This window comes from Bacillus sp. ILBB4, assembly GCF_035064545.1.
Lineage (GTDB): Bacteria > Bacillota > Bacilli > Bacillales > Bacillaceae_H > Priestia.
Genome location: NZ_JAIQVD010000001.1, coordinates 320,622 through 345,578, shown reverse-complemented (window position 1 = coordinate 345,578; position 24,957 = coordinate 320,622). Strand labels below are relative to the sequence as shown.

The following is a 24,957-nucleotide window of genomic DNA, read 5'->3' as shown; positions in this document are numbered from 1 at the left end:
GTCGAATAAGTTGATGAAGCATTTTTATTTTAAAGAATATTTGTGTTTTCTTTTTATTTTATCAAGACAGAAAGTGCCTTAAGCATTATAATAAAATAAACGGGTAAAAAGAGGGTTGATCGCCTTGCTATTAAAAAGCCTTGAATTTAAACATGTCAGTGGTCAAAAAGTAAAAATTACTGAAATTCCAGTTTTAGAGGAAAATAGCACGTTTCGGTTCATGTTATCTGCAAAACTTGATTTATTTATTAGACAAATCACGAACGAATCAGTTCCGAAGCAAACCTACTCGTTTCAAGAATATTTAAAACGCGTGTTGAAATGGAAAGATTACGAACAGCTCTTTAAGTCTCATGTATTAAAACATAATGCATAAACGTAAAAGTTGACTTTTCTGAATATTTCAGCAGAGTCAACTTTTTTTTGTTGATATAAAAGGTTGAACATGCGTTTTACGAATTAGCAAAACTTGCATTCTATTATAACTATATTGTTGTAAGTGTTCATGTTATACTAGTCTGCAATGCATCTTATAGGGGTGAACACATGGCGAAAATTAAAGTGGTAACGGATTCAACAATTGATTTAACGTTGGAAGAAGCTGAAAAGTACGGTATTGAGATGATACCTTTATGTATTAACATTGATAATGAAACGTATTTAGATCGCGTGGAATTAACGCCGACAGATTTTATTGAAAAAATGAAAAATTCAAAAGAATTACCAAAAAGCTCTCAGCCAGCTATTGGTTCTTTTGTTGAAGTATATGAACGATTAGTTAGTGAAGGGTATGACGTCATTTCGATTCATATGACTGGGGGAATGAGCGGAACTGTTCGAGCAGCTGAAAGCGCGGCTCAAATGGTAGAAGGAAACATCACCGTTGTTGATTCTATGTACATTACAAAAGCTCTTTCGTTTCAAGTCTTTGAAGCGGTGAAAATGATTGAAGATGGGCATACAGTAGAAGAAATTATCACACGCTTGGAAGAGGTGCGTCAAAATACGAATCTTTTTGTCGTAGTTGATACGCTTGAAAATTTGGTTAAAGGTGGACGTATTGGACGAGGAAAAGGATTGATCGGTTCTCTTTTAAATATTAAGCCGATTGCTTCTCTAGCTGACGGAGTATATACTCCTGTTGCTAAAGTGCGCAGCCATTCTCAAATTGTTAAGTTTTTAACGAAACAGTTCGAAGAGCATACAGAAGGAAAAAGTATTAAAGGAGTAGGGCTTGTACATGCAGATGGATTTGGACTCGCCTCTAAGTTAAAAGAATCAATTGTGAAGGCAAGGGGCTATACGCAATTTTCGATTGAAGATACGACGCCTATTATCTCGACGCATACAGGTATTGGTGCAATTGGTTTTATGTATTTTGCTGAATAAAGTGGGTTGCTTTTTGCAAGTCACTTTTTTGGCTTTCTCTTTTTTGGAAAAAGGGGAAAGAGAAGTGGACGAACGTGTGATATAATAGAATCAACTTTCTACCAGCGAATGCTGTGCTGGTTACTATTCTTTTGAATCCGGAGTATACCGATGAAAAAATATATTCGAAATTTGAGTGTGTTTAACAAAACGGTTTTATTTTCTACTTTAATTGTAGTTGCCCTTGGAGTCATTTCTTTAGCCATTAGCTATCAAGTTCAAAAAAAGATGGCAAAAGAGACACTAACGCAGCACGCGTTAATTATGGCTGATTTATGGAGGGAGTCTTTATCTAAACAAGACGTAATAGCAGCAGTGGATTCAAGGAACGGGACGATTCCTGAAAAAGACGAGCTAGAAAAGCAGTTTAGAAAGATTTATGAATTGCATCCGTCGTACTTGCAGGGATATATTATGACGACCGAAAAATTCAAGTCGCATGGAAATAAGATTATCGTAACAGCGAATAAGAAAATTAAGCAATCACTAGAGCCGTCCATGATTTATTATGGAGGAGAAGAATTTTACAAATCATTTAAGCAAGCAGAACAAGAAAAGAAGAATATCATAACATCTACATACAAAGACGAATTCGGGACGTGGATCACCGTTTTATCGCCTATTACAAACAGCTCTGGAAAAGTCGTGGCTATGCTTGGTGTAGATATAGATGCGAGCGCTATCTATATCTACCAAAAACGTTTAATTGTGGCTTTGATCGTTGCGTTTACGATTTTGTTTACCTTCATTATTGTTATTCAAGACTGGGGACTAAGGCGATTAATGTCGCCCCTAGGGGAATTAATAGAAGGAATTCAAGCAGTAAGTCAAGGGAAGTTTGATGTGAAGCTGACACATGAAAATGATTCTGAGTTAGGGAATGTACACACAAGATTTAATGAAATGACCGAGCGGCTTCAGCAGCTTTTTCAACAAGTGTCAGCAACAAAAGAACAGCTGAACGTAGAAACGAATTTCAGTCATTCAAAAGATGGAATTGCTAAAGCGATTGATGAATTAGAAGTTATTATGGAAAAAACGAGGATGCAAAAGGAATTGCAGCGAGCAGAGAAAATGAATGCAATTGGTCAATTAGCTGCTTCTGTAGCCCATGAAATTCGAAATCCTATGACGGTGGTAAAAGGGTTTTTACAGCTGTTTCAAGATAACACAAAGCTTTCAAACACTGAATTAAGTTACATTCATCTTATGATTAACGAAATGGACAGAGCGGAAGCGATTATTCATGACTATTTATCTTTAGCCAAGCCGGATGTTCATCAGCATCGTTTTATTAACTGCTTAGAGTGTGTTACAAGCTTAGTAGACTTATTATCTTCTTATGCTTTGTTAACAAACAATATACTCATAGAATTAGACGCAAAAGAAGAGATGTATGTTCGCGGCAGCCGAAACGAATTGAATCAAGTTCTGCTTAATATTATGAAAAATGGAATTGAAGCCATGAGAAATGGAGGAACGCTTCGAGTAGGGCTTTACAAGCGAGAAGGGCATGTACATATTCAAATTGAAGATACTGGTATAGGCATGACCAGTGAACAAGTGAACCGGCTGGGAACAGCGTTTTATTCTTTAAAAGAAAAAGGAACAGGGATTGGTCTGATGGTGTCTTATCAACTGGTCGAACAAATGAATGGAAGAATTGAAGTGGAAAGCATACCAGGAAAAGGTTCAACGTTTACCTTGATTTTACCTAGCTATGACTAAACTTTAACCGTGCAGGAGGAACATATGAAAAGCTGGTCTTATAAATTGTTTTTTTTACTGCTCATTAGTTGTATGATGTTAACAGCCTGTGGTTCCAAAATAGAAAATCCGCTTAATTGGAAGATGGACTCTTTTTCTTATGTTAACCAAGATCAAAAGAAAGTAGGGCTAAGTCAGCTGAAAGGGAACGTTTGGGTAGCTAACTTTATCTTCACAAGCTGCGAAACCGTATGTCCCCCAATGACGGCTCATATGGCTAAATTACAAAAAATGGCCAAGGATGAAGGGCTGGACGTTCGCTTTGTTTCATTTAGCGTAGACCCTGAAGTGGATACTCCCCTGAAAATGAAGGACTATGCGACTAAATTTGGCGCTGATTTTTCGAATTGGGATTTCTTAACGGGTTATAAACAAGCGGAAATTGAAAAGTTTGCGCTGGACCAATTTAAAACGATTGTGAAAAAGCCGCAAGAAAATCCGCAGGTTATTCACGGTACGGATTTTTTTCTAATTGACAAAGATGGAGTCGTTCAAAAATCTTATCAAGGAGTGACTGATCCTCCTTATGAAGATATGTTAAAAGATATCAAAACTCTTCAGTAAGAGCTATAAATCCGTCAAATCTATCCGCAAAACACAGCTATCTTTATAGTGATGTGTTAGCGGATATTTTTATGAAAGAAACATGCTTATCCTTTTTTTTACATATACTATATATAAGAAACGTAGTAAAATATCAACTTGACATAGTATGATAAGATATAAAGATATAGTTATTCAGAGCGGTAAGCAGTATTGCTTGTGACAGCGAGAATACAGCATAGTTAGTAGGTGTTATGATGAGAAAATGGAAAAGTATAGTGATAAGCAGTATGAGTGCGGTGGTGTTAGCGAGCTGTTCGACGACGACTTTTTTGCCAACGGACAATAAAGAAGAAGCCGTTCAGAAAGAAGTGGATTTAACACCTAAAAAGCATATTCCGAAAGGCTTTTTTCCTGTAGATTTAGATATTGTAGCCATTGGCGACTCATTAACAGAAGGAGTAGGAGATGAGTCTAAAAAAGGCGGTTATGTACCATACTTAACTAAATACCTTTCTAAACAAAATGAAGTGCAAAATGTACGAACAGAGAATTTAGGTAAAAGAGGAAACCGGACGGATCAGCTATTAGCGAGGTTAAATCAGCCGGGAGTAGCAGCTGAAGTATCAAGAGCAGACATCGTTTTCTTGACGATTGGCGGCAATGACGTGATGAAAGTGGTAAGAGATTATTTTTACAATATCTCAATTAAGACGTTTGAATCACAGCAGTCAAAATATGAAAAACGTCTAAATGACGTGTTTTCACGTATACGTAAGCTTAATCCTAATGCTCATATTTATTTAATTGGTTTTTATAATCCATTCTTTAAATCGTTAAGTGATGTGAAAGAAATTAATGTCGTTATTAATGAATGGAATGCGGCAAGCGAGAAAATTTCTTCTCAATATGATAATGTAAGTTATGTAAAAATTGATGATATTTTTTATGATTCTGACGTAAATTTATTAGGGAAAGACGAGTTTCACCCTAATAAAAAAGGGTACAAACTAATGGCTGAGCGCATTAGTAAATCAATGGAGGAAGAAGATCCTCTCGTTGGAGACCAGAAAAAGGAAACAGCAGAAGAAGTTACATCTGATGAAAAAGAGAAAAACACGAAAGAGAGTGGGAACGAGTAAGGAGATTGTTATATGAAGAAGTGGAAAACCCTATTTATCGCGTTATTAGGGATTAATGTTCTAGGGGCTATCCTTATTATTGCGTTTATTTTTCAACCGGTTGACAAGGCCAATCCAACTCCCTCTGAAAAAGTAGAAGGAGACGCAGAACTAACTATTTTGGCTAAAAAAGCGGACTTAAATGTACTGATTGATAAATATTTAAAAAAAGAGTTTAAGAATCAGCCGCTTAACTACAAAATTACTCTTACCGATGTAGTAAGAGTAGATGGTACGATTCAAGTATTCGGCGATGATATTAATATTCGAATGACATTTGATCCAATCGTACAAAAAAATGGAGATATTGTGCTTGAACAGCAGTCACTTTCTGTTGGAAAGCTGCAGCTTCCTGTCCGCACAGTGCTTCGATACGTGAATAATAACTTTGCGCTACCAGAATGGGTAACGATTGATCCAAAGAATGAATCAGTATACGTAGCGTTACAGCAGATGAAGTTAGAGAGTGATTTTGCTGTAAAAGTACAAAAGTTTGATTTAAAAAATGATGATATTCGCGTACGTTTAATTTCGCGCAGTGAATAAAAAAAACCTTCCAATTTGGAAGGTTTTTTTTGTTAACGATCTTGGGAAATCAGCGCTTCTAATACAGGACGGTTCTTAGCAAATCCGACGGCATATACCGTATATGTTCGATTCGGACGAAGGTTCAGTGCCGGGATTTCGAGTACTACATTTTTGGTTCCCGCTATGCGCACACTAAGTTGAACATGCATGGGGGATAAAGGCAAATATTTTGTGACTTCTTTAAACTGCACTCCAGAAAAAATGACGTCTCCGCCTCTAGCTGCAATATCCACAGCAGGAGCATCAGGAGAAAGATGCACAAAACGAAGCTTTGTTTCTCCACTTGGTACATCCGTATTGTCATAGATAAATAATAAATCAAGCTTATTTAGCTCATCTACCGCCGCTACCGTGTAATTTTGGTTTCCTTCAAATGTAAATGATTCCGTTAAAACAGGTCTTCCCGTTTCTCCAGCGGGATAAATAGAAATTGTATATCTTCCAGGTTCTTGTAATTCAATATAATCTGTTTCTTGTTTATAAGTTAAATTGCGAATCACTCGTTTGTTGTTAATATAAATATCTACAGATGGAGAATCTGGAGAAGCGTGAAGTATACGAATTTGCGGCGGATTTACGCGCAAATTCGTATTTTCAGAAGAAGTTAAGATGGCCTGCTGGATATAGTACAAATGCTTTTGATAATAATGAATATGCTTAGATGGATCACTATACTTATAGTAGGTAGCTAGAAAATCGTATTTCATTGCTTTTTTAATATATTGATCAAAGGAATAATTATCCATATGTTCAGCTCCCTTATTGTCGGAGTATAAAAACATTTCCATACGTAACCAAACATATGCTAAAACTCATAATTTATGCCGATCACTGATCACTCCCAAGGCCTCCAAGAAGAAACAATGAGCCAAACGCCCTCTATGTGCATATACTGAATCAAATTATTGACTGAAGGCTTATTGTACGACCGAAATTAGTATAGAAAAAAGGAGTGAGAGCATGCGCGATTTTTATGCTCGGATGCTACGGTTAATTATGTTAAGTTTTTTACTGCTGCTACTTTTAATTCAATTTACAGAGCGCTCTACTTCATTTATTCACATTACCCCCTCGCTAAATAAAGTAACCGAGCGAATTGAGCTGATTACCTATGATCAATAAATGTATGTTTTCTGCGTTTCGATATGTACTTGTTCTTTATGCTATATGCTTTACATTTTTATTTGTTAGTACAGTTCCAAGCCTATTTGGTTTCACCGTAACCGTTCAAGAAACGGATTATCACCATCTGCATCGCGGAGATATAGTTGTCTTTAGAGACGAATTATCTTCTTCAAAGAATGAACTTGTACTGGCCCATAATCAAGAGCTTGATGTACTGGTTACAGCTCAAAGAGATTCTTTGCCTGCTTCTTATAAAGTGATTGGAAGCTACGCATACCACCTCCCGTATATAGGGTTCATTATTGAGTTTATGAAAGATTTTACTACGTTACTGGTGATGGGAAGTATTTTACTTTTGTTGTTTTCGTATACGCTGCAGCCCAAAAGGCGAATATGGCGTAAGAGAAAGTAAAAAATGGGCGAATGCACATACAGGACAATCAACTAACGCATATAAAGTACAGTGTACGAAATGAATAAAAAAACAAGAGGAGAGATTGCTATGTATAACTACGATTGTTACGATCCATGCCATCACGGAGGCTATCACCACCTATATGATACTTGCCACTATCCAATTAGCTATCCAATTGGCGGTTATCATCATTGCGGAACGGGCCAGTCATTTGCATTAATTGTTGTGCTATTTATTTTATTAATCATCATTGGCTGCACCTGTTTTTGCTGATTAGATCTCATTTGCTCGCGCGTGCGAGCTTTTTATAACAGATGGAAAAGGACAAACTTATATATAAATTGTTTAAATAATAAAAAAATTTTGCCAAATCAACATTTACCATATTATACTATAGCTAGTAACTCAATAAGCGAAGGTGAATATATGGAAAAGGAAAAAGTATTTCAACAGCTATTTTCAATGTCATTTACACCAATGCTCGTAATGAATATGGATGGAGATATTCAAATTTTAAATGAAGCGTGCTGCCACCTTTTTAAAACGACGGAGGAACGACTTCTTTCCTGTAATGTATTTGAAGAGCCAAATCGCTTTTTTATTGAAAAGCATGAAGTGGAACCGTTAAGAAAGCAAGAGGAAGAAGTTGTTTTACTTAAGAAAAAAGTAGATCAGCAGTTTCCGATGCACATCCATATTCAGCGCACGGAAGGGGATATTCCGCTCTTAGTTGTTCAATGGAAAGAGTTTTCCTCAAGTATTGAAAAGCAAGAGGAAGTCATTCGAAAAATGAAGCAATATAAACAGTTTGTCCAGCAAAGCCAAGATGCATTTATTGTAACAAGAGAAGGCAGAATTCAATATTTGAATCCCGCTGGTGTTAAACTTCTTGGCGGGGAGAAAAAAGAAGAGTATATCGGGCGTCCTTGGCTTCATTTTATTCACCCCGAACATTTAGAAATCGTAAAAGAACGAATGGTTCAGCTGATGAATGGAATGTCTGTGAGGCCGCGTGTTGATGTGAAACTATTGACTAAAAAAGGAGTCGTCATTATTGAATCTTCGGCAACCAAGATTAAGTTTGAAGGACAGGATGCCATTCAGTATATTATTCGCGACGTAACGGATCGAAAAAAATATGATGAAATGGCAAGCAAATCTGAAAAGCTTACAATGGTGAGCAAGTTAGCGGCAGGAGTAGCACATGAAATTCGTAATCCAATGACGGCGATTAAAGGGTTTATTCAGCTGTTAAAAGCATCGAAACAGTACAACGAAGAATACAATGATATTATGCTTGAAGAATTGAATCGCGTCGAATCCATTATTCAAGAATTTTTAACGCTGGCCAAGCCTAAAATTGAAAATTCATACCACCCCAAAAGTCTCAATCAAATCATACGTCATGTGACATTACTATTAGATACACACGCCAATTATAAAAACTGTCGTATTATTAATGAGATTAGTGATGAGATTACAATCTTTTGTGAAGAAAATGCGCTTAAACAAGTTTTTATTAATTTAATTCAAAATGCGCTTGAGTCAATGAGCAAAGGGACAGTTAAAGTCACCGTTGAGAAAAGAAATGAATACGGCATGGTCATTATCGAGGATGAAGGCTGTGGAATTGATGAGCAATCTTTAGCCCGGCTAGGTGAACCGTTTTATTCCACTAAACAAACAGGAACGGGGCTAGGGTTAATGATTAGCTACCGAATAATCGAACAGCATCAAGGGCATATTTCATTTGCGAGTAAAGTAGGAGTAGGAACAAAAGTAGAAATTGCTCTTCCGTACATTAAAGAACCAGTGAACATTTCATAGCGCTTGCTATTCGTTCACTGGTTTTTATTTACTTGGAATAAAAACGAATGTTTTTTATTTTTTTTATTTTAATGTTCGTGTATATTGTTGACTAAAGGATTTGTTTTTGATATATTATCAAATGGCTAGAAAATAACCGAATGATAATAAAAAAAGAAAATTCGGTCAATAACTTTTATCTTTTACCCAAAGAAAAAAGATGATGGGAGAATGTACAATGAACTCAAATTATGATGTTATTGTGGTAGGGGCAGGACCCGCTGGGATTTTTACTTGCTATGAGTTAACGTTAAAATTACCGGAAGCAACTATTTTATTAATCGATAAAGGACACGATATCTATCGACGTAATTGTCCGATTCTTCAGAAAAAAATTGAAAAATGTCCGCCTGCGGTTGGCAAAAAAGAGTTTGCTGGCTGTTTGCCTGCTTGTTCTATCACAAATGGTTTCGGTGGAGCCGGCGCATATTCAGACGGGAAATTTAATATCACAAGTGAATTTGGAGGCTGGATGACGGATTATCTGTCTGAATCACAGGTGGTAGATTTAATTAAATATGTGGATGAAATTAATTTAAAACACGGAGCAACCGATACGATTACGGATCCGTTAACTGATAAAGTTCGTGAAATTGAAAAACGCGGATACGCAGCAGGATTAAAGCTATTGCGTGCCCAGGTGCGTCATTTAGGAACAGAGCAAAATTTAGAAATTTTAAAAAGCATTTATGAATACTTAAAAGAAAAAATTGATATGCAGTATAAAATGGAAGTAGCCGATTTAATAACAGAAAAAGAAGATGGTCAGCATATCGTGCGCGGTATCGAATTGAAGAATGGTGAAAGAATTACGGCTGATAAAGTGGTTGTTTCACCAGGTCGAGACGGCTCGAAGTGGATGAGTGACTTACTAAAAAAACGTCGTTTAAAAATGATTAACAATCAAGTGGACATCGGCGTTCGAGTAGAAACATCCAACGTTGTTATGGAAGAAATCAACAAGCACTTGTACGAAGGGAAATTCATTTACAATACGTCTGTAGGTACAAGAGTCAGAACGTTCTGCAGCAATCCTTCAGGACATGTGGTAGTAGAGAATCATTCAGGTATTATGTTAGCAAATGGACACGCATACAAAGATCCGAAGCTTGGAAGTCAAAATACGAACTTTGCGCTGCTTGTTTCTCATAAATTTTCGGATCCATTTGATCAGCCGAACGAATATGCGCACGAAGTATCAAGATTAGCTAATATGCTGTCAAACGGGGGCTTAGTTGTTCAAAAGTATGGAGATATTTTAAAGGGCCGTCGTTCAACAGCGACTCGAATTAAAGAAGGCTTTTTAGAACCAACGTTAAAAGAAGCTGTACCTGGTGACTTGGGCTTAGTGCTTCCTTACAATACGATGAAAAGCTTAATTGAAATGACAGAAGCACTGGATCATGTAACGCCTGGGTTAGCATCTGAACATACGCTATTTTACGGTGTGGAAGCGAAATTTTACTCCGCCCGTCCGAAGCTAAACGATAAGTTTGAAACTGAAATTTCCGGTTTATACGTGGGAGGAGACGGAGCTGGTATTACGCGAGGGCTCGCGCAGGCAAGTGCGTGCGGTGTGTGGGTAGCGCGTGACATTGTTGAAAAATTAAAGAATCGCAAAGCAAGTTCTGAACCTGTTACTGTATAAAAAAAAAGAGGCCGTCACGGCCTCTTTTTTTTTATGTGTTAAATAACGAGGGCGAATACGTAAAAAGTAAAGAACTTGTACCGCTCCAACTCCGATAGTTTTATATGATAATTACCCGCTCCTTTTTTAAAAGATATTACGGAATCCATACTTCTATCGTGAGCAGAATTAAATAGAATAAGGCGAATTGATAATGTCCATTTCTTTCCATCAATAAATTCAGTGAAATTTTAAGGGGGTTATATCAAGCAATACAAGGATAAAATCAACAGTTGAAAAGAGTTACTTTTTGATGAGTAAAATATTTATGAAAGAAGTAAAGTACACGGATGTTAGAATAATTATGCGAATTTATGAATGGGGATTAATGAGAAGAAAGTTCACTTTACAAACTATTTTTTTGAATTAATTTTTTATCCATTAGATTTTAAGTCTTGTTAAATAAGTATTTGTGGTTTATTGAAATATGATGTAAATATTTTAAAATATAACAATTCTCAACTTTTTATGATAAAATTATGCATTATTTTTGAATAAAAAATTGACAGAAACATATAAAATGAATTTTAATTAAAGTAACAATTATTATCATGAAAAAACATTAAAGAAAATTATTTGCTTAATCTCTTTTGTTTTATAAGAGAACGGGGGACCCATATTTGTGCGTAATGTACTTGGGGTGAATCTTGAATGAATCAAGTAGGGTAACTCACGTACCCGAATCCGGCAGCTAACTCCGTAAGCATTCAGTGAGGGAATAACAGGTCTATGAAACCATGATATTCTCATGGTTTTTTGTATAGATAAAAATATTCCTAAACTATTAATCTGAAAATTTTTAATATATTGTATATTTCGAGTGTTACCGTTCTCAATGCATGGTAAAATAAGTATGGTAGTTAGAATCATTCTAATATAATTTATTTACGGGAGGTAAATCTATGAAGCTATCGACAAAGATCATTATCGCGCTAATTGCTGGTGCTGTTGTAGGAGTGTTGATTAATGCTTTTGCTCCAAGTGCTTTTGATCCGCTGGACAAGTACTTGTTTACACCGCTTGGCCAAATCTTCTTAAGCTTAATTAAAATGCTTGTTGTACCAATTGTGTTTTTCTCTATCACGTTAGGCGTAGCAGGTTTAGGAGATCCTAAAAAACTAGGAAGAATCGGGGCTAAAACAGTTTCCTACTTCCTAGTTACAACAACCATTGCTATTATTATTGGTTTAATTTTAGCGTATGCAATTAAACCGGGTACGTTTGGATCTTTTGATACAAAAAACGCTTCTTTTGAAGCCGAAAAAGCACCGCCGGTTGGAGAGACATTCTTAAATATGATTCCAGTCAACCCAATTCAAGCGATGGCTGAAGGGAATATGCTTCAACTTATCGTTTTCTCTATCTTTATCGGTTTTGGTATTACGATGCTTGGAAGTAAAACAAAAGGGCTTTACAATTTACTCGAGCAAGGCAATGAGTTGATGATGTATCTTGTAAATCTAGTGATGAAGTTTGCTCCTTACGGAACATTTGGGCTTCTTGCAACCGCGGTTGGAAGTCAAGGCTGGGAGGCAATTAAAGCGATGGGGCTGTACATGATTGTAGTCGTGCTCGCGCTGTTTATCCATTCGATCGTAACATATGGGGGATCAGTCGCGCTTATGGCCAGACGTAACCCTATTGAATTTTTTAAAGGTTTTGCTCCTGCGATGACAGTTGGATTCAGTACATCAAGCAGTAATGCAACGCTTCCGATTTCAATGAATGTGGCTCAAAAAAATCTTCGTGTCCCGGAGTCCATCAGCAGTTTTGTTCAGCCGTTAGGTGCTACCATTAACATGGATGGAACGGCAATTATGCAAGGTGTAGCGACTATTTTTATTGCACAAGTATACGGCGTTGACCTGTCGCTAGGTGCTCTTGTGACGGTTGTATTGACAGCGGTGCTTGCTAGTATTGGTACAGCAGGTGTGCCGGGAGTTGGTCTCATTATGCTAGCAATGGTACTGAGTTCGGTTGGACTGCCTGTAGCAGGTATCGGATTGATTATTGGAATTGATCGCTTGCTTGATATGCTTCGTACATCTGTAAATATTACAGGAGACGCTGCGTGTGCCGTTATTGTGGCTGAGTCAGAAGCAAAGCGTATCGATAAATCTGTAACGCAATCAGCTTAATAAGCGCAAAAGCTCTAGCTATATGCTAGGGCTTTTTTTATTGGCAAGAAACTCTTCGTTTCAGCATACAGTTTAATAAGAGTGTATGTTTGAAAGGAGAGTGCGGAAATGAATAAAACTCATGTAATAAAGCCGCTGCTCGACGATGACTACCCAGTTATTTCATATGGAAAAGGAATTTATTTGTACGACCAAGATGGAAAAAGGTACATAGATGCTTCGTCGGGGGCAGTTACAGCAAGTATCGGACACGGCGTAAAAGAAATTATTGATGCGATGACCGATCAGGCACAGAAAGTTGCGTTTGTATATCGGTCGCAGTTTACAAGTGACCCAACAGAAGCCTTAGCTAAGAAACTATGTGAATTAAGCAGCAATCATTTCCAGTGGAGTTTTTTTGTTAACAGCGGGACAGAAGCGACTGAAACGGCTATGAAAACGGCAATTCAGCATTTTCAAGAGCAAGGAAAGCTAACCAAAACAAAGGTTTTGTCACGGTGGATGAGCTATCACGGTATTACAATAGGAGCTCTGTCTATGTCAGGGCACGTTGGAAGACGAAAACGCTTCTCATCTTTGCTTGAAGATTATCCTTCGGTTTCACCTCCTTATTGCTATCGATGTCCGTTTCATCAAACCTATCCATCCTGTAATCTTGCTTGTGCACACGAATTGGAAACAGTTATCAAACGAACTGGCCCTGAACATATTGCTGGTTTTATTACAGAGCCCATTGTAGGAGCAGCCGGAGCAGCGCTTACACCTCCTCCCGGTTATTATGAAGTGATAAGAGAAATTTGTGATAAATATGATGTGTTATGGATTGCGGATGAAGTCATGACTGGGGTTGGGCGTACAGGCGTGATGTTTGCGTATGAGCACTGGGGAGTTAAACCAGACATCATGACGCTTGGAAAAGGAGTGGGAGCAGGATATACACCAATAGCCGTTACGTTGGCTAGCAGCAAAACGATTGAACCTATTATGAACGGATCCAAATTAATTATGAGCGGACATACGCTAAGCGCTAATCCGCTGTCATCGGCTGTAGGGCTAGCTGTTTTAACCTATATTGAAAAGCATGATCTTGTTCAAGAAGCAGCGCTGAAAGGAGACTACTTAATAGAAAAATTGAAGAAGCTTCAGCTTCTTTATCCTATCATTGGTGATATACGTGGCAAAGGCTTACTAATTGGTCTTGAGCTTGTGCAAAATCCAAAAACGAAGGAGCCTTTTTCATCCTCGGAAAATATGACGGCACGCCTAATAAGTAAAGCCCAAAAAAATGGTCTTCTTCTTTACCCTTCACAAGCAGGAACAGACGGAGTCGAAGGAGACGGCATTATTATTGCCCCACCATTTACAATTACTCATCGTCAGCTTGATGAAACGGTCGATCTGCTTTCAAAAACATTGCATGAAGTACAAAATGAAAAACAGAGAAATGAGGTGAAATAAGTGACAAAGGTCGAAAACTCATTTCAAAAGATTACAACTGTGGAACAAGCGATTGGATATGTCGATCATGCTGCTACGCTAATGATAGGAGGGTTTGGAGGAGTAGGCAGCCCGCCTTCTCTCATTGACGGTCTGATTGAAAGCGGAAAATCAAATTTTACATTGATATGTAATGATTCAGGCTTTCCTCATATTGGCGCCGGAAAATTGGTAAGCCAAGGAAAAATTCAAAAGCTGATCGCTTCTCATATTGGGTCGAACCCAGTGGCTGGGACGCTCATGACAGAAGAAAAGCTAAAAGTTGAGTTTTCTCCTCAAGGAACGCTTGCTGAACGTATTCGAGCGGGAGGAGTTGGACTTGGAGGAATACTGGTTGATGTAGGAATAGAAAATGACATTATTCAATTTGGAAAAGAAAAAGTAGAAGTAGACGGCAAGACATTTTTAGTGGAAAAGCCGCTCACAGCCGACGTTGCTTTTGTGTATGCAAAAAAAGCCGATCCATTCGGCAACTTGCTTTATGATAAAAGCGCTCGAAACACTAATCCGTTAATGGCAATGGCAGGTCGTATAACTATCGCTGAAGTGGATGAAATTGTTCCTCTTGGCGACATTGACCCAGAGAACGTGATGACGTCAGGTGTATTTGTGGATTATATTGTTCCTTCAAAAGGAGTGAATTGGAAATGGGTTTGGGAATAGATATGCGTCATCGTATTGCAAAACGTGCTGCGGCTGAAATCAAAAACGGCATGATTGTTAATTTAGGGATTGGCATTCCTTCTCTTATTCCTAATTATGTACCAAGTACTGTTCATGTGATGTTTCATGCTGAAAACGGAATTTTAGGGTTAGGATCTTCGCCTCCTTTAGGTGAAGAAGATGAGAATGTCTGCAATGCAGCAGGCTATCCAACAACTACCGTTCAAGGGGCTTCATACTGTGACAGTGCTACAGCCTTCGCGATGATTCGAAAAGGGTACGTCGATATGACCATTCTTGGTGCGTTAGAAGTGAGTGAAAAAGGGGATTTAGCTAATTGGATTGTGCCAGGTAAGCGAGTTCCTGGGATGGGAGGAGCGATGGAATTAGCTCAAAAAGCGAAAAAAGTCATTGTGCTAATGAATCATACGAGCAAGACAGGAGAACCGAAGCTGGTTAAGACGTGCTCTTTACCTCTGACTGCTTCGGGCTGCGTGGGATTAGTTATTACAGATCGGGCGGTTTTTAAAGTGGAAAAAGATGCGCTTCTTCTAACAGAGTTAATGTCTCCTTATACCGTAGAGGATATTTTGAGTTCAACAGAAGCGACAGTTCGCCTGAGTGATCAATTGATTACGATACCATAAGGAGGACCATTACATGAACATACAGCAATCTATTCATAACTGGATGACAGAGCATCGTCAAAGTGCAGTGCGTTTACTCAAGCGTTTCGTAGAAGAAGCAAGCGTACAAGGTTCTGAAAAGCATGCGCAGGCAATTGTCATTGAACGCCTTCGACAGTTGCAGTTAGATATTGATATATGGGAACCGGACGAAAAAATACTTCGTAGCCATGAAGCTTTTGCCTCCAACCGTTCTACTTTTCGAGACAGTCCGAATGTGGTAGGCGTGTTAAAAGGGAAAGGCGGAGGGAAATCCATCATTTTGAATGGGCACATTGATGTAGTGCCACCCGGAGATCTTTCACAGTGGACGGAAGACCCTTATACGGCTGTTGTAAAAGATGGAAACTTATATGGGCGCGGAGCAACGGATATGAAAGGAGGAAATGTGTCGTTACTTTTAGCTATTCAAGCGTTGAAAGAGCTAGATATTTCACTAAAAGGAGATGTTATTTTTCAAAGCGTAGTAGAAGAGGAAAGCGGAGGTGCAGGAACACTTTCCTGCGTACTTAGAGGGTATAAAGCAGATGGTGCCATTATTCCGGAACCAACCAACATGAAGATCTTTCCTAAGCAGCAAGGCTCCATGTGGTTTCGAGTGACCGTGCATGGAGTAGCAGCACATGGAGGGACTCGGTATGAAGGCGTGAGTGCGATTGAAAAAGCGGCTGTTGTGCTTAAACATATTGAGGGTCTTGAAAAAGAGAGAAACAGTCGAATTACAGATCCGCTCTATAATAAAATTCCCATTCCCGTGCCGATTAATATCGGAAATATACAAGGAGGAACGTGGCCTTCTTCAGTCGCTGATCAAGTAATATTAGAAGGCAGGATAGGAGTTGCTCCGCATGAAAAAATGAAAAATGTCAGAGCAGAAATGAAAGCCTGGCTTGAACTTTTGCCTCAGTGTGATGAGTGGTTTGCTGAGCATCCTGTCGACCTGGAATGGTTTGGGGCCCACTGGCTTCCCGGTGAAATTGAATTGGAGCATCCGCTTATGACCTCTCTTTCGTCCTCTTTTTATCAAGTGAAACAGAAACAGCCGATCATTGAAGCATCTCCTTGGGGGACGGACGGAGGGATACTGTCACAAGTAGGGGATATTCCAACAGTTGTTTTTGGACCGGGAGTAACAGAAGTGGCCCACTTTCCGAATGAGTATATTTGTATTCAAACGATGCTTGACGCAGCAGAAATTATTGCTCTCACGGTAGCAGACTGGTGCAGTATTGCGGACTAAGCTAAAAAGGGAGAGGATACAAACAAATGGCGAAACAAGAAAATATTTGTCAACCAACCTTTGCTATGACTCTTTTTTTAGATGAATGTAACAAGCGTCTGAGAATAGATGATTACCGGGGAAATATGAACGATATTTACAGCTATATATATAAAGAAGTTGATAAGGCAACGTACGAAAAGTGGATTATAAAAGCACGTGCTGAACATCTGTTGGACTGGATGAGCTTGGGATTTTCTTTAGAAGCAACTGTTCCCTACTATTTTAACGGAAGCGACGCGTATCTTTTATGCTACTATACGTCTCAATCCCGCCGAGACAGCGGGGAGACGTTAAAAGAAACAGAGCTGCTTCAAGATGTTTTGAATTTGCCGACATCTGATTATTCTCCTTTATCAAATCAACTGATCATGCGCCGAGCCATTTCATCTGACGCTAAACAACTTTCTCAGCTCTATCGTCAAATCTTCACAGTGTATCCTACTCCCCTTTACGAAGAAGAGTATCTCTCTAGTTTGCTTCAAGAAGATAGTTTGTTTTATATCATAGTTGACAAGAACGATATCGTTAGCGCTGCTTCTGCTGAAATTGACTATGTTTATCATAATGCTGAACTAACGGATTGTGCGACTCTCCCTGCTTACCGAAAGTATGGATTCATGAAGCATTTATTAAGCGCACTAGAGGCGGAGCTAAAACAGCGGCATATTTTTTGTGCATACACAATAGCGAGAGCGCTTTCATTTGGAATGAATGCCGCTTTTCATCAGCTTGGGTATATCTATACGGGACGATTAACGAATAATTGCTACATTTATAAATCGTTAGAAGATATGAACGTATGGGTGAAGGATCTGTCAAAAAGTAAAGGGTGAGAAAAAATTAACCAATTTATGGGCTGTAACATATAACAATAGTAAATCTTCATAAAGGAGCGATTGTATGTTATATGATTTATATAAGCCGTCCCGACATTGGAAAGATATTGAGTTATGGAAAGATGTTCCTGAAGAAAAATGGAATGACTGGATTTGGCAATTAACAAACACAATTCGAACGTTAGATGATTTAAAAAAGGTTATTAACTTAACTCCTGAAGAAGAAGAAGGAGTACGCATTTCAACCAAAACAATTCCGCTCAATATTACGCCTTACTATGCATCTTTAATGAATCCAGATGATCCTCGCTGCCCCGTCCGTATGCAGTCTGTTCCGGTTGGCGAAGAACTTCATAAAACAAAATACGATCTAGAAGATCCCCTAGATGAAGACGAAGATTCTCCCGTGCCAGGGTTGACTCATCGCTATCCTGATCGCGTTTTGTTCTTAGTTACCAATCAATGCTCCATGTACTGCAGATACTGTACTCGAAGAAGGTTTTCAGGACAAATCGGAATGGGCGTTCCAAAAAAGCAGTTAGATGCTGCGATTGCTTATATCGCCAAAACACCCGAAGTACGAGATGTACTCATTTCAGGCGGTGATGGCTTGCTGATTAATGACAACATTTTAGAATATATTTTGAAGAATTTACGAGCTATTCCCCATGTGGAAATTATTCGAATTGGAACAAGAGCACCCGTTGTGTTTCCGCAGCGAATAACGGAAAATTTATGTGCCATTTTAAGAAAATATCATCCAGTATGGTTAAATACTCACTTTAATACATCCATTGAAATTACGGAAGAGACAAAAAAGGCATGTGAAATGCTTGTCGATGCAGGCGTTCCAGTTGGCAATCAAGCCGTTATTTTAGCTGGGATTAATGACAGCGTAGCTATCATGAAAAAGCTTATGCACGACTTAGTGAAAATACGCGTTCGTCCTTACTATATTTATCAATGTGATTTATCAGAAGGAATTGGGCATTTCCGTGCACCTGTTTCCAAAGGGCTTGAAATTATGGAAGGGCTGCGAGGTCATACGTCTGGCTATGCTGTTCCAACGTTTGTTATTGATGCGCCAGGAGGAGGAGGAAAGATTGCGGTTCAGCCAAACTATATTATTAGTCAAAGCGCAAGTAAAGTTGTTCTGCGAAACTTTGAAGGAGTGATTACGACGTATCCGGAGCCAGAAAGCTATGTGCCTGGGCGTGCAGATGATTATTTTCGAGCTGTTTATCCAGCATCGGATACTAAAGATTCTTCCATCGGCATCTCGGGTCTTATGAATGATGCTCAATTCAACCTTGTACCGGAAGGGTTAGGGAGAGTAAAAAGACGTAAAACATATGAAAGTGACAGTGCTCACGAAAGCCTAAAAGACAAACGTGAAAAAAGAGATGAATTAAAAGATAAAAAGTTTAAAGCTCAATTGAAAAAAGACGGTAAAAGCGACGATGCCCCATCATCTTAAGGAGGTCCTGTAATATGACTGTTCAATGCGCATGGTGCGAAGAAGAAAAAGCGGTAGAAACAACCAATACCGCATACTGGGAATTGCCAGACGGAACGAGAAGTATTGAAATTACTCATATGCCATGTATCAGCTGTTCAGGTTGCGGGATGTCATATCAAGAAGAAGAGATCATAGAAGAAGTGGAAACACAGCTGCTTCTTGTCGATACAAAAAAACTTGATGAATCCATTCGGTATGATGAGCTATTGAAAGTGCCAAGATTATTAAAGCGCAACTACTTTAAATTCTAAAAAGCCGCCCCTTATTTTGTAAGGGGCGGCTTTGCTTATTGATAAGCCTTTGTTCCAGCAGTGCGCAGGCTGTAGGCGTGTTTTAAAGCCACTGTAACAGGACGGAAAGTTGGAAGTTCGACTTCGTCTATTTTTGAAACGGGCAAGAGACCAACAGATGTGCTCGTAATAAAAACTTCATCAGCGTCTTTTAAAAAGGAAGGAGTCATATTTTGTTCTCGAATTTGAATGGCTTGTTCCTGCGCACATTCGAGTACGTTAGCGCGCGTAATACCGGATAGAATTTTTCTTGTGGCAGGAGTCGTAAACAAGACGTTGTCTTTTATCGCAAATACATTGCTGCTCGACCCTTCGGTTATGTATCCGTCTTTTACTAAAATAGCTTCTTTACATCCTTTAGAAGCCGCAGCTTGTTTGGCCAGAAGGTTAGGAAGTAAGTTCAATGATTTGATATAGCAATTAGCCCATCGCTCGTCTTCCAAAAGAAGCGTAGAAATGCCTTTTTCATAGGCTTCTTCAGGTGTTTGGCGAGGGTGGCGTATTGTGAGTGCTAATTGTGCAGGTACATCGGGAAATAAATGATTTCGAGGAGCAATCCCGCGCGTAACTTGAATATAAATATCAGCGTCTTTTAACGTTGATTTTTCCATTGCTTGGTGAATGATGTCCTTTAGCTCTTGTCTTGAAACCGGCAGTTCGATAAAGATTGCCTTTGCACTTCTTTCTAAGCGGTCTAAGTGACGTTCAATCGAAAACGGAACTCCTTTGTATACGCGAATAAATTCATAAACGCCGTCTCCGAACTGGTGACCGCGTTCATCAATTGGAATAACAGCCTCATTAATATCTCTAAACTCTCCAGCATAATATGCTAATTCCATCTTGAAAAACTCCCTTCCTTTAGATATTAAAACGTTAACATAAAATTCAGCAAAATGAAATTATTTACTTGGTTTCTTTCGAAGAAAATGAAAAAAGTCATACTCCTTTAGGAGTATGACTTTTATGAAAACGTACGTTTGAATGCTAGTGAAAATTTCTGAATGGCTTTTTTAGGTGTAACAAACTGAACAATGAGCTTGGTACCGGTGATGAACCAATCGACAATACGGCTGCCGAGAAGCATCGTTACTAAAATGGACAGGGCGATTAAGACGATAATACCCCATGATGTTGGCTCTAGACTTTTTGAGAAGTCAGTTGTAAAGAACCATTTTAGAATGAAGCCGTGCAATAAATACACGTATAGGGATCGCTGTCCAATGCTTGTTAAAGCAAAACCGCGCGTTGGAATTAAAGCCATAAAGGCAAAAGATACAAGAAAAGCAATTCCATAGTGAGAAACGCGCATTAAAAATTCGGCCACATTGTCGTACGTGTTCGTTCCATACAGCATATCTGTGTAAGCCGTGTCGTCTAAGAAAGAATAGCTTCCGATTAATGTCACTAGTAATACGATGGATGCAATGATTCGATTTCGCGCTGTCAAAAGATTTGTAAAAGGCTCTTGTCGCTGTGACAAATAGTAGCCTAAAAGGAAAAACGGGAAGAAGACAAACATTCGGCTAATGCTTAGAATTTTATCAAATCCGTCAATATCAATGAAGCCCATTGCAAGTCCAAGCGAAATAGAGACAGTTAAGCTAATCCACATCGGGAATTTCGCAAAGAAAGGAAGCATTAATTTCCAAAAAATTAAGCTCAGTAGAAACCACATTGCCCATCTAGGAACCAAATATTGAAGCGTGTACGTTTCATCTGTATAAAGCACACTATAATAAAGGGTATAGATAGTTTGGAAAGCTAAGTAAGGAAGAGCCACCTTTGTAAATATTTTTTTGTAATAGCCTTTTTTATGAAAATTTTTTGAGAAATAACCTGCTAGTAAAATAAAGACAGGCATATGGAAAATAAAGATAAAGTGATAAATGGACAGCATTCCGCTGCTATCTGTTCGGTACGGAGAAATCATGTGTCCAAATACAACTAAAAAAATTAATACAAATTTAGCATTATCAAAGTAAGCATTTCGAGTATTCATAGTATTATTTTTCCTCAACATATGCTGATGTAAACCTCCCACCAACAAGATTTATTTAAATGGCGATTATTGTTAGAATAACCTTTCACTACGGAATTAAAACATGAATTCTTCTTTTTTGCAATTACATAAAGGCTTGAGAAACCTGTCGAATCAACGCTTTTGTTATAAAAACGATGTGTTTTTGTTACAAATATCTTTTTGAAAAAAGAAAAATATTGATATAACAATATTTATTCGTTACGCTAATAGTGAAATTTGTTTTGCAACTGTAACATGAATTTAATATTTTTTGTCCGGTAAACCACTTATATTGCAGTGTTCGACATCTACATATCACAGAAGAAAGTTGTAGATTTCTTGAAAAAATGATAGAAAAGATACACATACCGCTGGAGGGGGAGTACGATGAAATCCTTTTATCACTATATAATGAAATTCCGATCAAATAAAAAACATGATCGAATGGGAGAGTTTGCGCGAAGTGCTTATGATGATCACAGCTTCCCGAAATCTTCAACAGATTATGACGAACTGAGTTCTTATTTAGAGCTCAACGGACATTATTTATCAAGTATGACCGTATTTGATGAAGCATGGGAGCTTTATCAAAATAATGCGTGAGAAATAAAAAAGCAGGCTGATGGATATCCATCAGCCTGCTTTTTTATTTTCTTTAGCTCATGCAATAAGCAGGGGTAAAAATGATAGAGGGCAATAGATAATAAAGGCTTGGTTCTAAAGATGTTATACTTCCCCTTTTTTAGTTACTGCATATAATATTGTAACTTTTCAGTAGGTGTATGTTTACTAAGGAGGTGCGACGATGGCAGGGAAGAAAAAACCTAAATACGGAATTGGTGAAACAGTCGTTGTAACAATATACGGGACCGTTGGCACTATTACCGATATAAAAGTAATGGATGGGATTTTTGTATACGAAATCAACCATAGTGAAGGTCTTTTTTTAGAAGATACAATTGAGCTTCTAGAAGAATATGAAGGTCAAATATTAGTACAGGAAAGAGTAGAGCTTGAATATAAATTTTTCTTCGGCGATATCGTCCAGGTTTTTAATTATGGAAAAGAGTTATTTAAAATCATTGGTATTCGAACAGAAATATGGCGTTATAAAGAGGATTCATGGGAAGATATTGTCTATGAATTGTCACGTGTAACAGATGGAGAATGGCTTGAGGCTAGTGAAGAAGAACTCATTCTCGTAACTCCTCATGAGGAAACAGAAAATTATGCTCAAAGTGTTGATATGTTGTATTTAGGTAAAGAAATTAAAAAGACGGAGTTGCTACCAAAGATGAAAAAACAAAACGGTTCTGAAAAAGAAGAAGTGAGGTTAACTAAAGAAAAGCATGAGATTATAAACGGTCTTTTAGATGTGTACAATGATTATAAATTTTTGTATGAGCTTTTTGAAGATGAAGAATACGCTGAAGTCATGAACTTAGTGCTGAAACATTTAAAAAAGATAGCAAAATCCGAACAAGGAAAATAGCAGGTAGATGCCTAATAAATAAAAGATAGCCGAGATAGATCATCACATCTCTCTTAGCTATCTTTTATTGTGTATACGGCGATGGTAATGAAAAAAGAATGGGGATAATTACCTTTCTATTTAAACTGCTGAAATTTTAGACATACTATTGCTGAATTGTTCATAAATGTGTATAAGGTAAAACTTCAAGCAGAAGATGGAGTGAACCTATTTTTAAGAAAAATAAGGTACGCTAATCCGTTCAAACGGGATAAGGAGTGATATTGTGAAAGAAATCGAAGTGGTCATTGATACGGAAGAAATTGCGGAGTTCTTTTACAATGAACTAGTCAAGCGAGGCTATGTTCCCGCTGAAGAAGAGCTAGGCGAATTAGCGGATATAACTTTTGATTATCTCATTGATAAATGTATTATTGATGAGCAAGATGAAGAATAAAAAGATAGATACATCTGTAACGACGGGGAAACTCGTCGTTTTGTTTATGAGACAGCGGCTATGAAAAAGGGTTAGCAGCTTTAATAGCGGATTGCACTTTTATATGATGCTGAATGGGAATTTTTTTAACTGAAGAAGCGGGAATAGACTCAAGGAGAGAAAATATGCTTTCGTCTTCAAACCACTCATCTTTTCTTAAAAAAAGGTGTACGCGGTCTCCCCAGCTCATATTTAAAGTCGGGCTATACAGCTTTTTGGAATGAGTTCGATTCTTTGTAAATATATCCGTATTATAATCGCTTCGAGACCCTGTGTGGGGGTGTTTAAGGCTAAATGTATAGATAGAATCATGCAAGTTTGAATAAAAAAGAAGAACGTATAAAGTTTTTCCCACTTCAATCCGTTTTAAGACAGACTCGAAATGATACACTTTTGTTCCACATAAATCAATGTTATTACCTGAATAATAGGGAAAGACGATTTGAGTCATACCGAGAAAGTTTTGAGTGTGAAACTGCCAAGAGTGAAGAACATCCCGCTGAAACTCTTTTTTAAAGAGAACATTTTTTTCGATATGATACTGTTCGTTCACAATCAGGGCTATTGATAAGAGCGTTTTGTTTCTATGCTGCCAAAAGTCATTCCAAACAGTTTTCATAAAAAAAGATATGTGAAAAGCGGGTAGTAAATGAAACAGATTGCTGTTTTGCTCTTTGCTTTTTTCATAGAGTAACAGCTGAGCGTAAGCATCATGAAAAATGGCGGAATTGGAATGTTCTAAAAACAAGAAGTACGCGTGCTGTTTTTCTGGAGAAAGCAGGGATTTTATTAAGGTAGTGGAGAGATCTGTCATGTAATAGCCGCCGTTCCGTGAAACCAAGTGTGCTAAAAAAGCCCAGTGAATTTCGGGGTGTTTTTGATAATAGTCTAAATAAGCTTGGGTACGTGTAACATTGTTTTGATTAGCTTTTTTTACTTTTTTTCGAATCTCTTGAATCAATTTTACGTCTTCTCCGATAAAAGACAGCGGGAGGGTAGCAGGAGGTTTGAGCTGCATCATCTGCTGCAGGCGAAGAACATCCTCCAATTTAATGAGAGAATTTGTGTCAGTAGAAGTCATGTTAAGCCTCCTTTGAAACGTTTAACTATATAAAAAAAGGGTAAGGGACTTTTTGAAACCTTTATAACATTTCGTACGTATAAAGGGTAACAAATGTTAAGAAAAGAGGTTTTCTTTATGTTCAGAAAAATTTTTGAATCATTAACTGGATCTAAACATCGACGCTACAGCAGCAGCGATCGACACTATCGACGTCCTCGTCACTACAGCAGCAGTGATCAGCATTACAGACGTCCTCGTCACCATAGCAGCAGTAGCGATTATAAACGAAGCAAATATTATGACAGCCACAGTCATTCAAAATATGGCCACCACCACTACAAGCGCAAACGTAAAAGTGGAAGCTTCTTCTCAAGCTTTTTCTCAAGTTGATTT

27 protein-coding genes and 1 riboswitch are annotated in these 24,957 nt (G+C 38.0%); of the genes, 23 read left to right on the top strand and 4 right to left on the bottom strand.

Translation table 11 applies throughout. From position 1 onward, the window contains the following. Window positions 1-124 precede the first annotated feature (124 nt). From LAV82_RS01975 to LAV82_RS01950, 6 genes are all read left to right on the top strand, one after another. Window positions 125-376, top strand: coding sequence for a YpmP family protein (locus LAV82_RS01975; RefSeq protein ID WP_013058743.1), 252 nt, complete (start codon window positions 125-127; stop codon window positions 374-376). A gap of 170 nt (window positions 377-546) precedes the next feature. After that, the gene (locus LAV82_RS01970) at window positions 547-1,389 is read left to right on the top strand and encodes a DegV family protein (RefSeq protein ID WP_013058742.1); all 843 of its coding nucleotides are present in this window, start codon (window positions 547-549) and stop codon (window positions 1,387-1,389) included. A gap of 150 nt (window positions 1,390-1,539) precedes the next feature. Continuing rightward, window positions 1,540-3,156 carry an ATP-binding protein gene (locus LAV82_RS01965; protein ID WP_499715564.1) on the top strand — a complete coding sequence of 539 codons (1,617 nt, stop codon included), beginning with the start codon at window positions 1,540-1,542 and terminating at the stop codon, window positions 3,154-3,156. Between the two features lie 24 nt (window positions 3,157-3,180). Then, window positions 3,181-3,759 carry an SCO family protein gene (locus LAV82_RS01960; protein ID WP_029323951.1) on the top strand — a complete coding sequence of 193 codons (579 nt, stop codon included), beginning with the start codon at window positions 3,181-3,183 and terminating at the stop codon, window positions 3,757-3,759. Between the two features lie 236 nt (window positions 3,760-3,995). After that, window positions 3,996-4,880, top strand: a complete 885-nt coding sequence (locus LAV82_RS01955; protein ID WP_211077434.1) for an SGNH/GDSL hydrolase family protein — start codon at window positions 3,996-3,998, stop codon at window positions 4,878-4,880. Between the two features lie 12 nt (window positions 4,881-4,892). Further along, window positions 4,893-5,465 carry a YpmS family protein gene (locus LAV82_RS01950; protein ID WP_013058738.1) on the top strand — a complete coding sequence of 191 codons (573 nt, stop codon included), beginning with the start codon at window positions 4,893-4,895 and terminating at the stop codon, window positions 5,463-5,465. 32 nt (window positions 5,466-5,497) lie between these two features. On the opposite strand, the gene LAV82_RS01945 is transcribed toward LAV82_RS01950, so the two are convergent. Next, complete coding sequence (locus LAV82_RS01945) at window positions 5,498-6,253, bottom strand: DUF4397 domain-containing protein (protein ID WP_211077435.1); 756 nt, start codon at window positions 6,251-6,253, stop codon at window positions 5,498-5,500. Window positions 6,254-6,467: 214 nt separating this feature from the next. Here LAV82_RS01945 and LAV82_RS01940 point away from each other — a divergent pair, with 214 nt between their 5' ends. The 13 genes from LAV82_RS01940 to LAV82_RS01880 all read left to right on the top strand — a co-directional run bounded on the left by LAV82_RS01940 (window position 6,468) and on the right by LAV82_RS01880 (window position 19,472). Beyond that, entirely contained in the window at window positions 6,468-6,629 is a 162-nt protein-coding gene (locus tag LAV82_RS01940; RefSeq protein ID WP_499715563.1) for a hypothetical protein, read from the top strand. Continuing rightward, on the top strand, window positions 6,619-7,044 hold the full coding sequence (locus tag LAV82_RS01935; RefSeq protein WP_244856527.1) for a hypothetical protein: 426 nt from the start codon (window positions 6,619-6,621) through the stop codon (window positions 7,042-7,044). The genes LAV82_RS01940 and LAV82_RS01935 overlap by 11 nt, the downstream gene beginning before the upstream one ends. 90 nt (window positions 7,045-7,134) lie before the next feature. Beyond that, the gene (locus LAV82_RS01930) at window positions 7,135-7,320 is read left to right on the top strand and encodes a YjcZ family sporulation protein (protein ID WP_075419415.1); all 186 of its coding nucleotides are present in this window, start codon (window positions 7,135-7,137) and stop codon (window positions 7,318-7,320) included. Between the two features lie 153 nt (window positions 7,321-7,473). After that, complete coding sequence (locus LAV82_RS01925) at window positions 7,474-8,874, top strand: ATP-binding protein (protein WP_013058734.1); 1,401 nt, start codon at window positions 7,474-7,476, stop codon at window positions 8,872-8,874. A gap of 217 nt (window positions 8,875-9,091) precedes the next feature. Further along, the gene (locus LAV82_RS01920; RefSeq protein WP_097824466.1) at window positions 9,092-10,561 is read left to right on the top strand and encodes an NAD(P)/FAD-dependent oxidoreductase; all 1,470 of its coding nucleotides are present in this window, start codon (window positions 9,092-9,094) and stop codon (window positions 10,559-10,561) included. 606 nt (window positions 10,562-11,167) lie between these two features. Beyond that, window positions 11,168-11,322: riboswitch (cyclic di-AMP (ydaO/yuaA leader) on the top strand. Between the two features lie 180 nt (window positions 11,323-11,502). After that, on the top strand, window positions 11,503-12,738 hold the full coding sequence (locus LAV82_RS01915) for a dicarboxylate/amino acid:cation symporter (protein ID WP_499715560.1): 1,236 nt from the start codon (window positions 11,503-11,505) through the stop codon (window positions 12,736-12,738). A gap of 108 nt (window positions 12,739-12,846) precedes the next feature. After that, a complete protein-coding gene (locus LAV82_RS01910) occupies window positions 12,847-14,196 on the top strand; it encodes an aspartate aminotransferase family protein (RefSeq protein WP_499715559.1) in 1,350 nt (449 codons plus the stop codon). Continuing rightward, complete coding sequence (locus LAV82_RS01905; protein ID WP_013058730.1) at window positions 14,197-14,898, top strand: CoA transferase subunit A; 702 nt, start codon at window positions 14,197-14,199, stop codon at window positions 14,896-14,898. It begins immediately after the preceding gene. Further along, window positions 14,883-15,545: a 3-oxoacid CoA-transferase subunit B gene (locus tag LAV82_RS01900; protein WP_013058729.1), complete on the top strand. Its 663-nt coding sequence runs from the start codon at window positions 14,883-14,885 to the stop codon at window positions 15,543-15,545. Before LAV82_RS01905 ends, LAV82_RS01900 begins: the two co-directional genes overlap by 16 nt. 13 nt (window positions 15,546-15,558) lie before the next feature. Further along, window positions 15,559-16,824 carry a peptidase gene (locus tag LAV82_RS01895; RefSeq protein ID WP_013058728.1) on the top strand — a complete coding sequence of 422 codons (1,266 nt, stop codon included), beginning with the start codon at window positions 15,559-15,561 and terminating at the stop codon, window positions 16,822-16,824. 26 nt (window positions 16,825-16,850) lie between these two features. After that, the gene (ablB, locus tag LAV82_RS01890) at window positions 16,851-17,699 is read left to right on the top strand and encodes a putative beta-lysine N-acetyltransferase (protein WP_029323939.1); all 849 of its coding nucleotides are present in this window, start codon (window positions 16,851-16,853) and stop codon (window positions 17,697-17,699) included. 67 nt (window positions 17,700-17,766) lie between these two features. Further along, window positions 17,767-19,179: a lysine 2,3-aminomutase gene (gene kamA / locus LAV82_RS01885; protein WP_499715556.1), complete on the top strand. Its 1,413-nt coding sequence runs from the start codon at window positions 17,767-17,769 to the stop codon at window positions 19,177-19,179. A 14-nt stretch (window positions 19,180-19,193) separates the two neighbouring features. Beyond that, entirely contained in the window at window positions 19,194-19,472 is a 279-nt protein-coding gene (locus LAV82_RS01880) for a YokU family protein (protein ID WP_013058725.1), read from the top strand. Between the two features lie 35 nt (window positions 19,473-19,507). On the opposite strand, the gene dat is transcribed toward LAV82_RS01880, so the two are convergent. Continuing rightward, window positions 19,508-20,353 carry a D-amino-acid transaminase gene (gene dat / locus LAV82_RS01875; RefSeq protein WP_013084681.1) on the bottom strand — a complete coding sequence of 282 codons (846 nt, stop codon included), beginning with the start codon at window positions 20,351-20,353 and terminating at the stop codon, window positions 19,508-19,510. A 122-nt stretch (window positions 20,354-20,475) separates the two neighbouring features. Beyond that, window positions 20,476-21,513: an acyltransferase family protein gene (locus LAV82_RS01870; RefSeq protein WP_013058723.1), complete on the bottom strand. Its 1,038-nt coding sequence runs from the start codon at window positions 21,511-21,513 to the stop codon at window positions 20,476-20,478. Window positions 21,514-21,921: 408 nt separating this feature from the next. On the opposite strand from LAV82_RS01870, the gene LAV82_RS01865 reads away from it, so the two are divergent. From LAV82_RS01865 to LAV82_RS01855, 3 genes are all read left to right on the top strand, one after another. Continuing rightward, window positions 21,922-22,137, top strand: a complete 216-nt coding sequence (locus LAV82_RS01865; protein WP_013058722.1) for a YozE family protein — start codon at window positions 21,922-21,924, stop codon at window positions 22,135-22,137. A gap of 202 nt (window positions 22,138-22,339) precedes the next feature. Then, the gene (yodN, locus tag LAV82_RS01860; RefSeq protein WP_013058721.1) at window positions 22,340-23,026 is read left to right on the top strand and encodes a germination protein YodN; all 687 of its coding nucleotides are present in this window, start codon (window positions 22,340-22,342) and stop codon (window positions 23,024-23,026) included. Window positions 23,027-23,291: 265 nt separating this feature from the next. Then, the gene (locus tag LAV82_RS01855) at window positions 23,292-23,462 is read left to right on the top strand and encodes a YozD family protein (RefSeq protein WP_013058720.1); all 171 of its coding nucleotides are present in this window, start codon (window positions 23,292-23,294) and stop codon (window positions 23,460-23,462) included. A gap of 58 nt (window positions 23,463-23,520) precedes the next feature. On the opposite strand, the gene LAV82_RS01850 is transcribed toward LAV82_RS01855, so the two are convergent. Beyond that, window positions 23,521-24,582 (bottom strand): DUF2515 family protein, encoded by a 1,062-nt coding sequence (locus tag LAV82_RS01850; RefSeq protein WP_013058719.1) that lies wholly within the window; start codon window positions 24,580-24,582, stop codon window positions 23,521-23,523. Window positions 24,583-24,699: 117 nt separating this feature from the next. Between LAV82_RS01850 and LAV82_RS01845 the strand changes: the two genes are divergently transcribed. Then, window positions 24,700-24,954 (top strand): hypothetical protein, encoded by a 255-nt coding sequence (locus LAV82_RS01845; RefSeq protein WP_078082119.1) that lies wholly within the window; start codon window positions 24,700-24,702, stop codon window positions 24,952-24,954. Window positions 24,955-24,957: the final 3 nt, after the last annotated feature.

Excerpts from the sequence above, each read along its gene's own strand:
- LAV82_RS01970 (WP_013058742.1), top strand. The coding sequence starts at position 547 with ATGGCGAAAATTAAAGTGGTAACGGATTCAACAATTGATTTAACGTTG.
- LAV82_RS01965 (WP_499715564.1), top strand. The coding sequence starts at position 1,540 with ATGAAAAAATATATTCGAAATTTGAGTGTGTTTAACAAAACGGTTTTA.
- LAV82_RS01960 (WP_029323951.1), top strand. The coding sequence starts at position 3,181 with ATGAAAAGCTGGTCTTATAAATTGTTTTTTTTACTGCTCATTAGTTGT.
- LAV82_RS01955 (WP_211077434.1), top strand. The coding sequence starts at position 3,996 with ATGAGAAAATGGAAAAGTATAGTGATAAGCAGTATGAGTGCGGTGGTG.
- LAV82_RS01950 (WP_013058738.1), top strand. The coding sequence starts at position 4,893 with ATGAAGAAGTGGAAAACCCTATTTATCGCGTTATTAGGGATTAATGTT.
- LAV82_RS01945 (WP_211077435.1), bottom strand. The coding sequence starts at position 6,253 with ATGGATAATTATTCCTTTGATCAATATATTAAAAAAGCAATGAAATAC.
- LAV82_RS01940 (WP_499715563.1), top strand. The coding sequence starts at position 6,468 with ATGCGCGATTTTTATGCTCGGATGCTACGGTTAATTATGTTAAGTTTT.
- LAV82_RS01935 (WP_244856527.1), top strand. The coding sequence starts at position 6,619 with ATGATCAATAAATGTATGTTTTCTGCGTTTCGATATGTACTTGTTCTT.
- LAV82_RS01930 (WP_075419415.1), top strand. The coding sequence starts at position 7,135 with ATGTATAACTACGATTGTTACGATCCATGCCATCACGGAGGCTATCAC.
- LAV82_RS01925 (WP_013058734.1), top strand. The coding sequence starts at position 7,474 with ATGGAAAAGGAAAAAGTATTTCAACAGCTATTTTCAATGTCATTTACA.
- LAV82_RS01920 (WP_097824466.1), top strand. The coding sequence starts at position 9,092 with ATGAACTCAAATTATGATGTTATTGTGGTAGGGGCAGGACCCGCTGGG.
- LAV82_RS01915 (WP_499715560.1), top strand. The coding sequence starts at position 11,503 with ATGAAGCTATCGACAAAGATCATTATCGCGCTAATTGCTGGTGCTGTT.
- LAV82_RS01910 (WP_499715559.1), top strand. The coding sequence starts at position 12,847 with ATGAATAAAACTCATGTAATAAAGCCGCTGCTCGACGATGACTACCCA.
- LAV82_RS01900 (WP_013058729.1), top strand. The coding sequence starts at position 14,883 with ATGGGTTTGGGAATAGATATGCGTCATCGTATTGCAAAACGTGCTGCG.
- LAV82_RS01895 (WP_013058728.1), top strand. The coding sequence starts at position 15,559 with ATGAACATACAGCAATCTATTCATAACTGGATGACAGAGCATCGTCAA.
- ablB (WP_029323939.1), top strand. The coding sequence starts at position 16,851 with ATGGCGAAACAAGAAAATATTTGTCAACCAACCTTTGCTATGACTCTT.
- kamA (WP_499715556.1), top strand. The coding sequence starts at position 17,767 with ATGTTATATGATTTATATAAGCCGTCCCGACATTGGAAAGATATTGAG.
- LAV82_RS01880 (WP_013058725.1), top strand. The coding sequence starts at position 19,194 with ATGACTGTTCAATGCGCATGGTGCGAAGAAGAAAAAGCGGTAGAAACA.
- dat (WP_013084681.1), bottom strand. The coding sequence starts at position 20,353 with ATGGAATTAGCATATTATGCTGGAGAGTTTAGAGATATTAATGAGGCT.
- LAV82_RS01870 (WP_013058723.1), bottom strand. The coding sequence starts at position 21,513 with ATGAATACTCGAAATGCTTACTTTGATAATGCTAAATTTGTATTAATT.
- LAV82_RS01865 (WP_013058722.1), top strand. The coding sequence starts at position 21,922 with ATGAAATCCTTTTATCACTATATAATGAAATTCCGATCAAATAAAAAA.
- yodN (WP_013058721.1), top strand. The coding sequence starts at position 22,340 with ATGGCAGGGAAGAAAAAACCTAAATACGGAATTGGTGAAACAGTCGTT.
- LAV82_RS01850 (WP_013058719.1), bottom strand. The coding sequence starts at position 24,582 with ATGACTTCTACTGACACAAATTCTCTCATTAAATTGGAGGATGTTCTT.
- LAV82_RS01845 (WP_078082119.1), top strand. The coding sequence starts at position 24,700 with ATGTTCAGAAAAATTTTTGAATCATTAACTGGATCTAAACATCGACGC.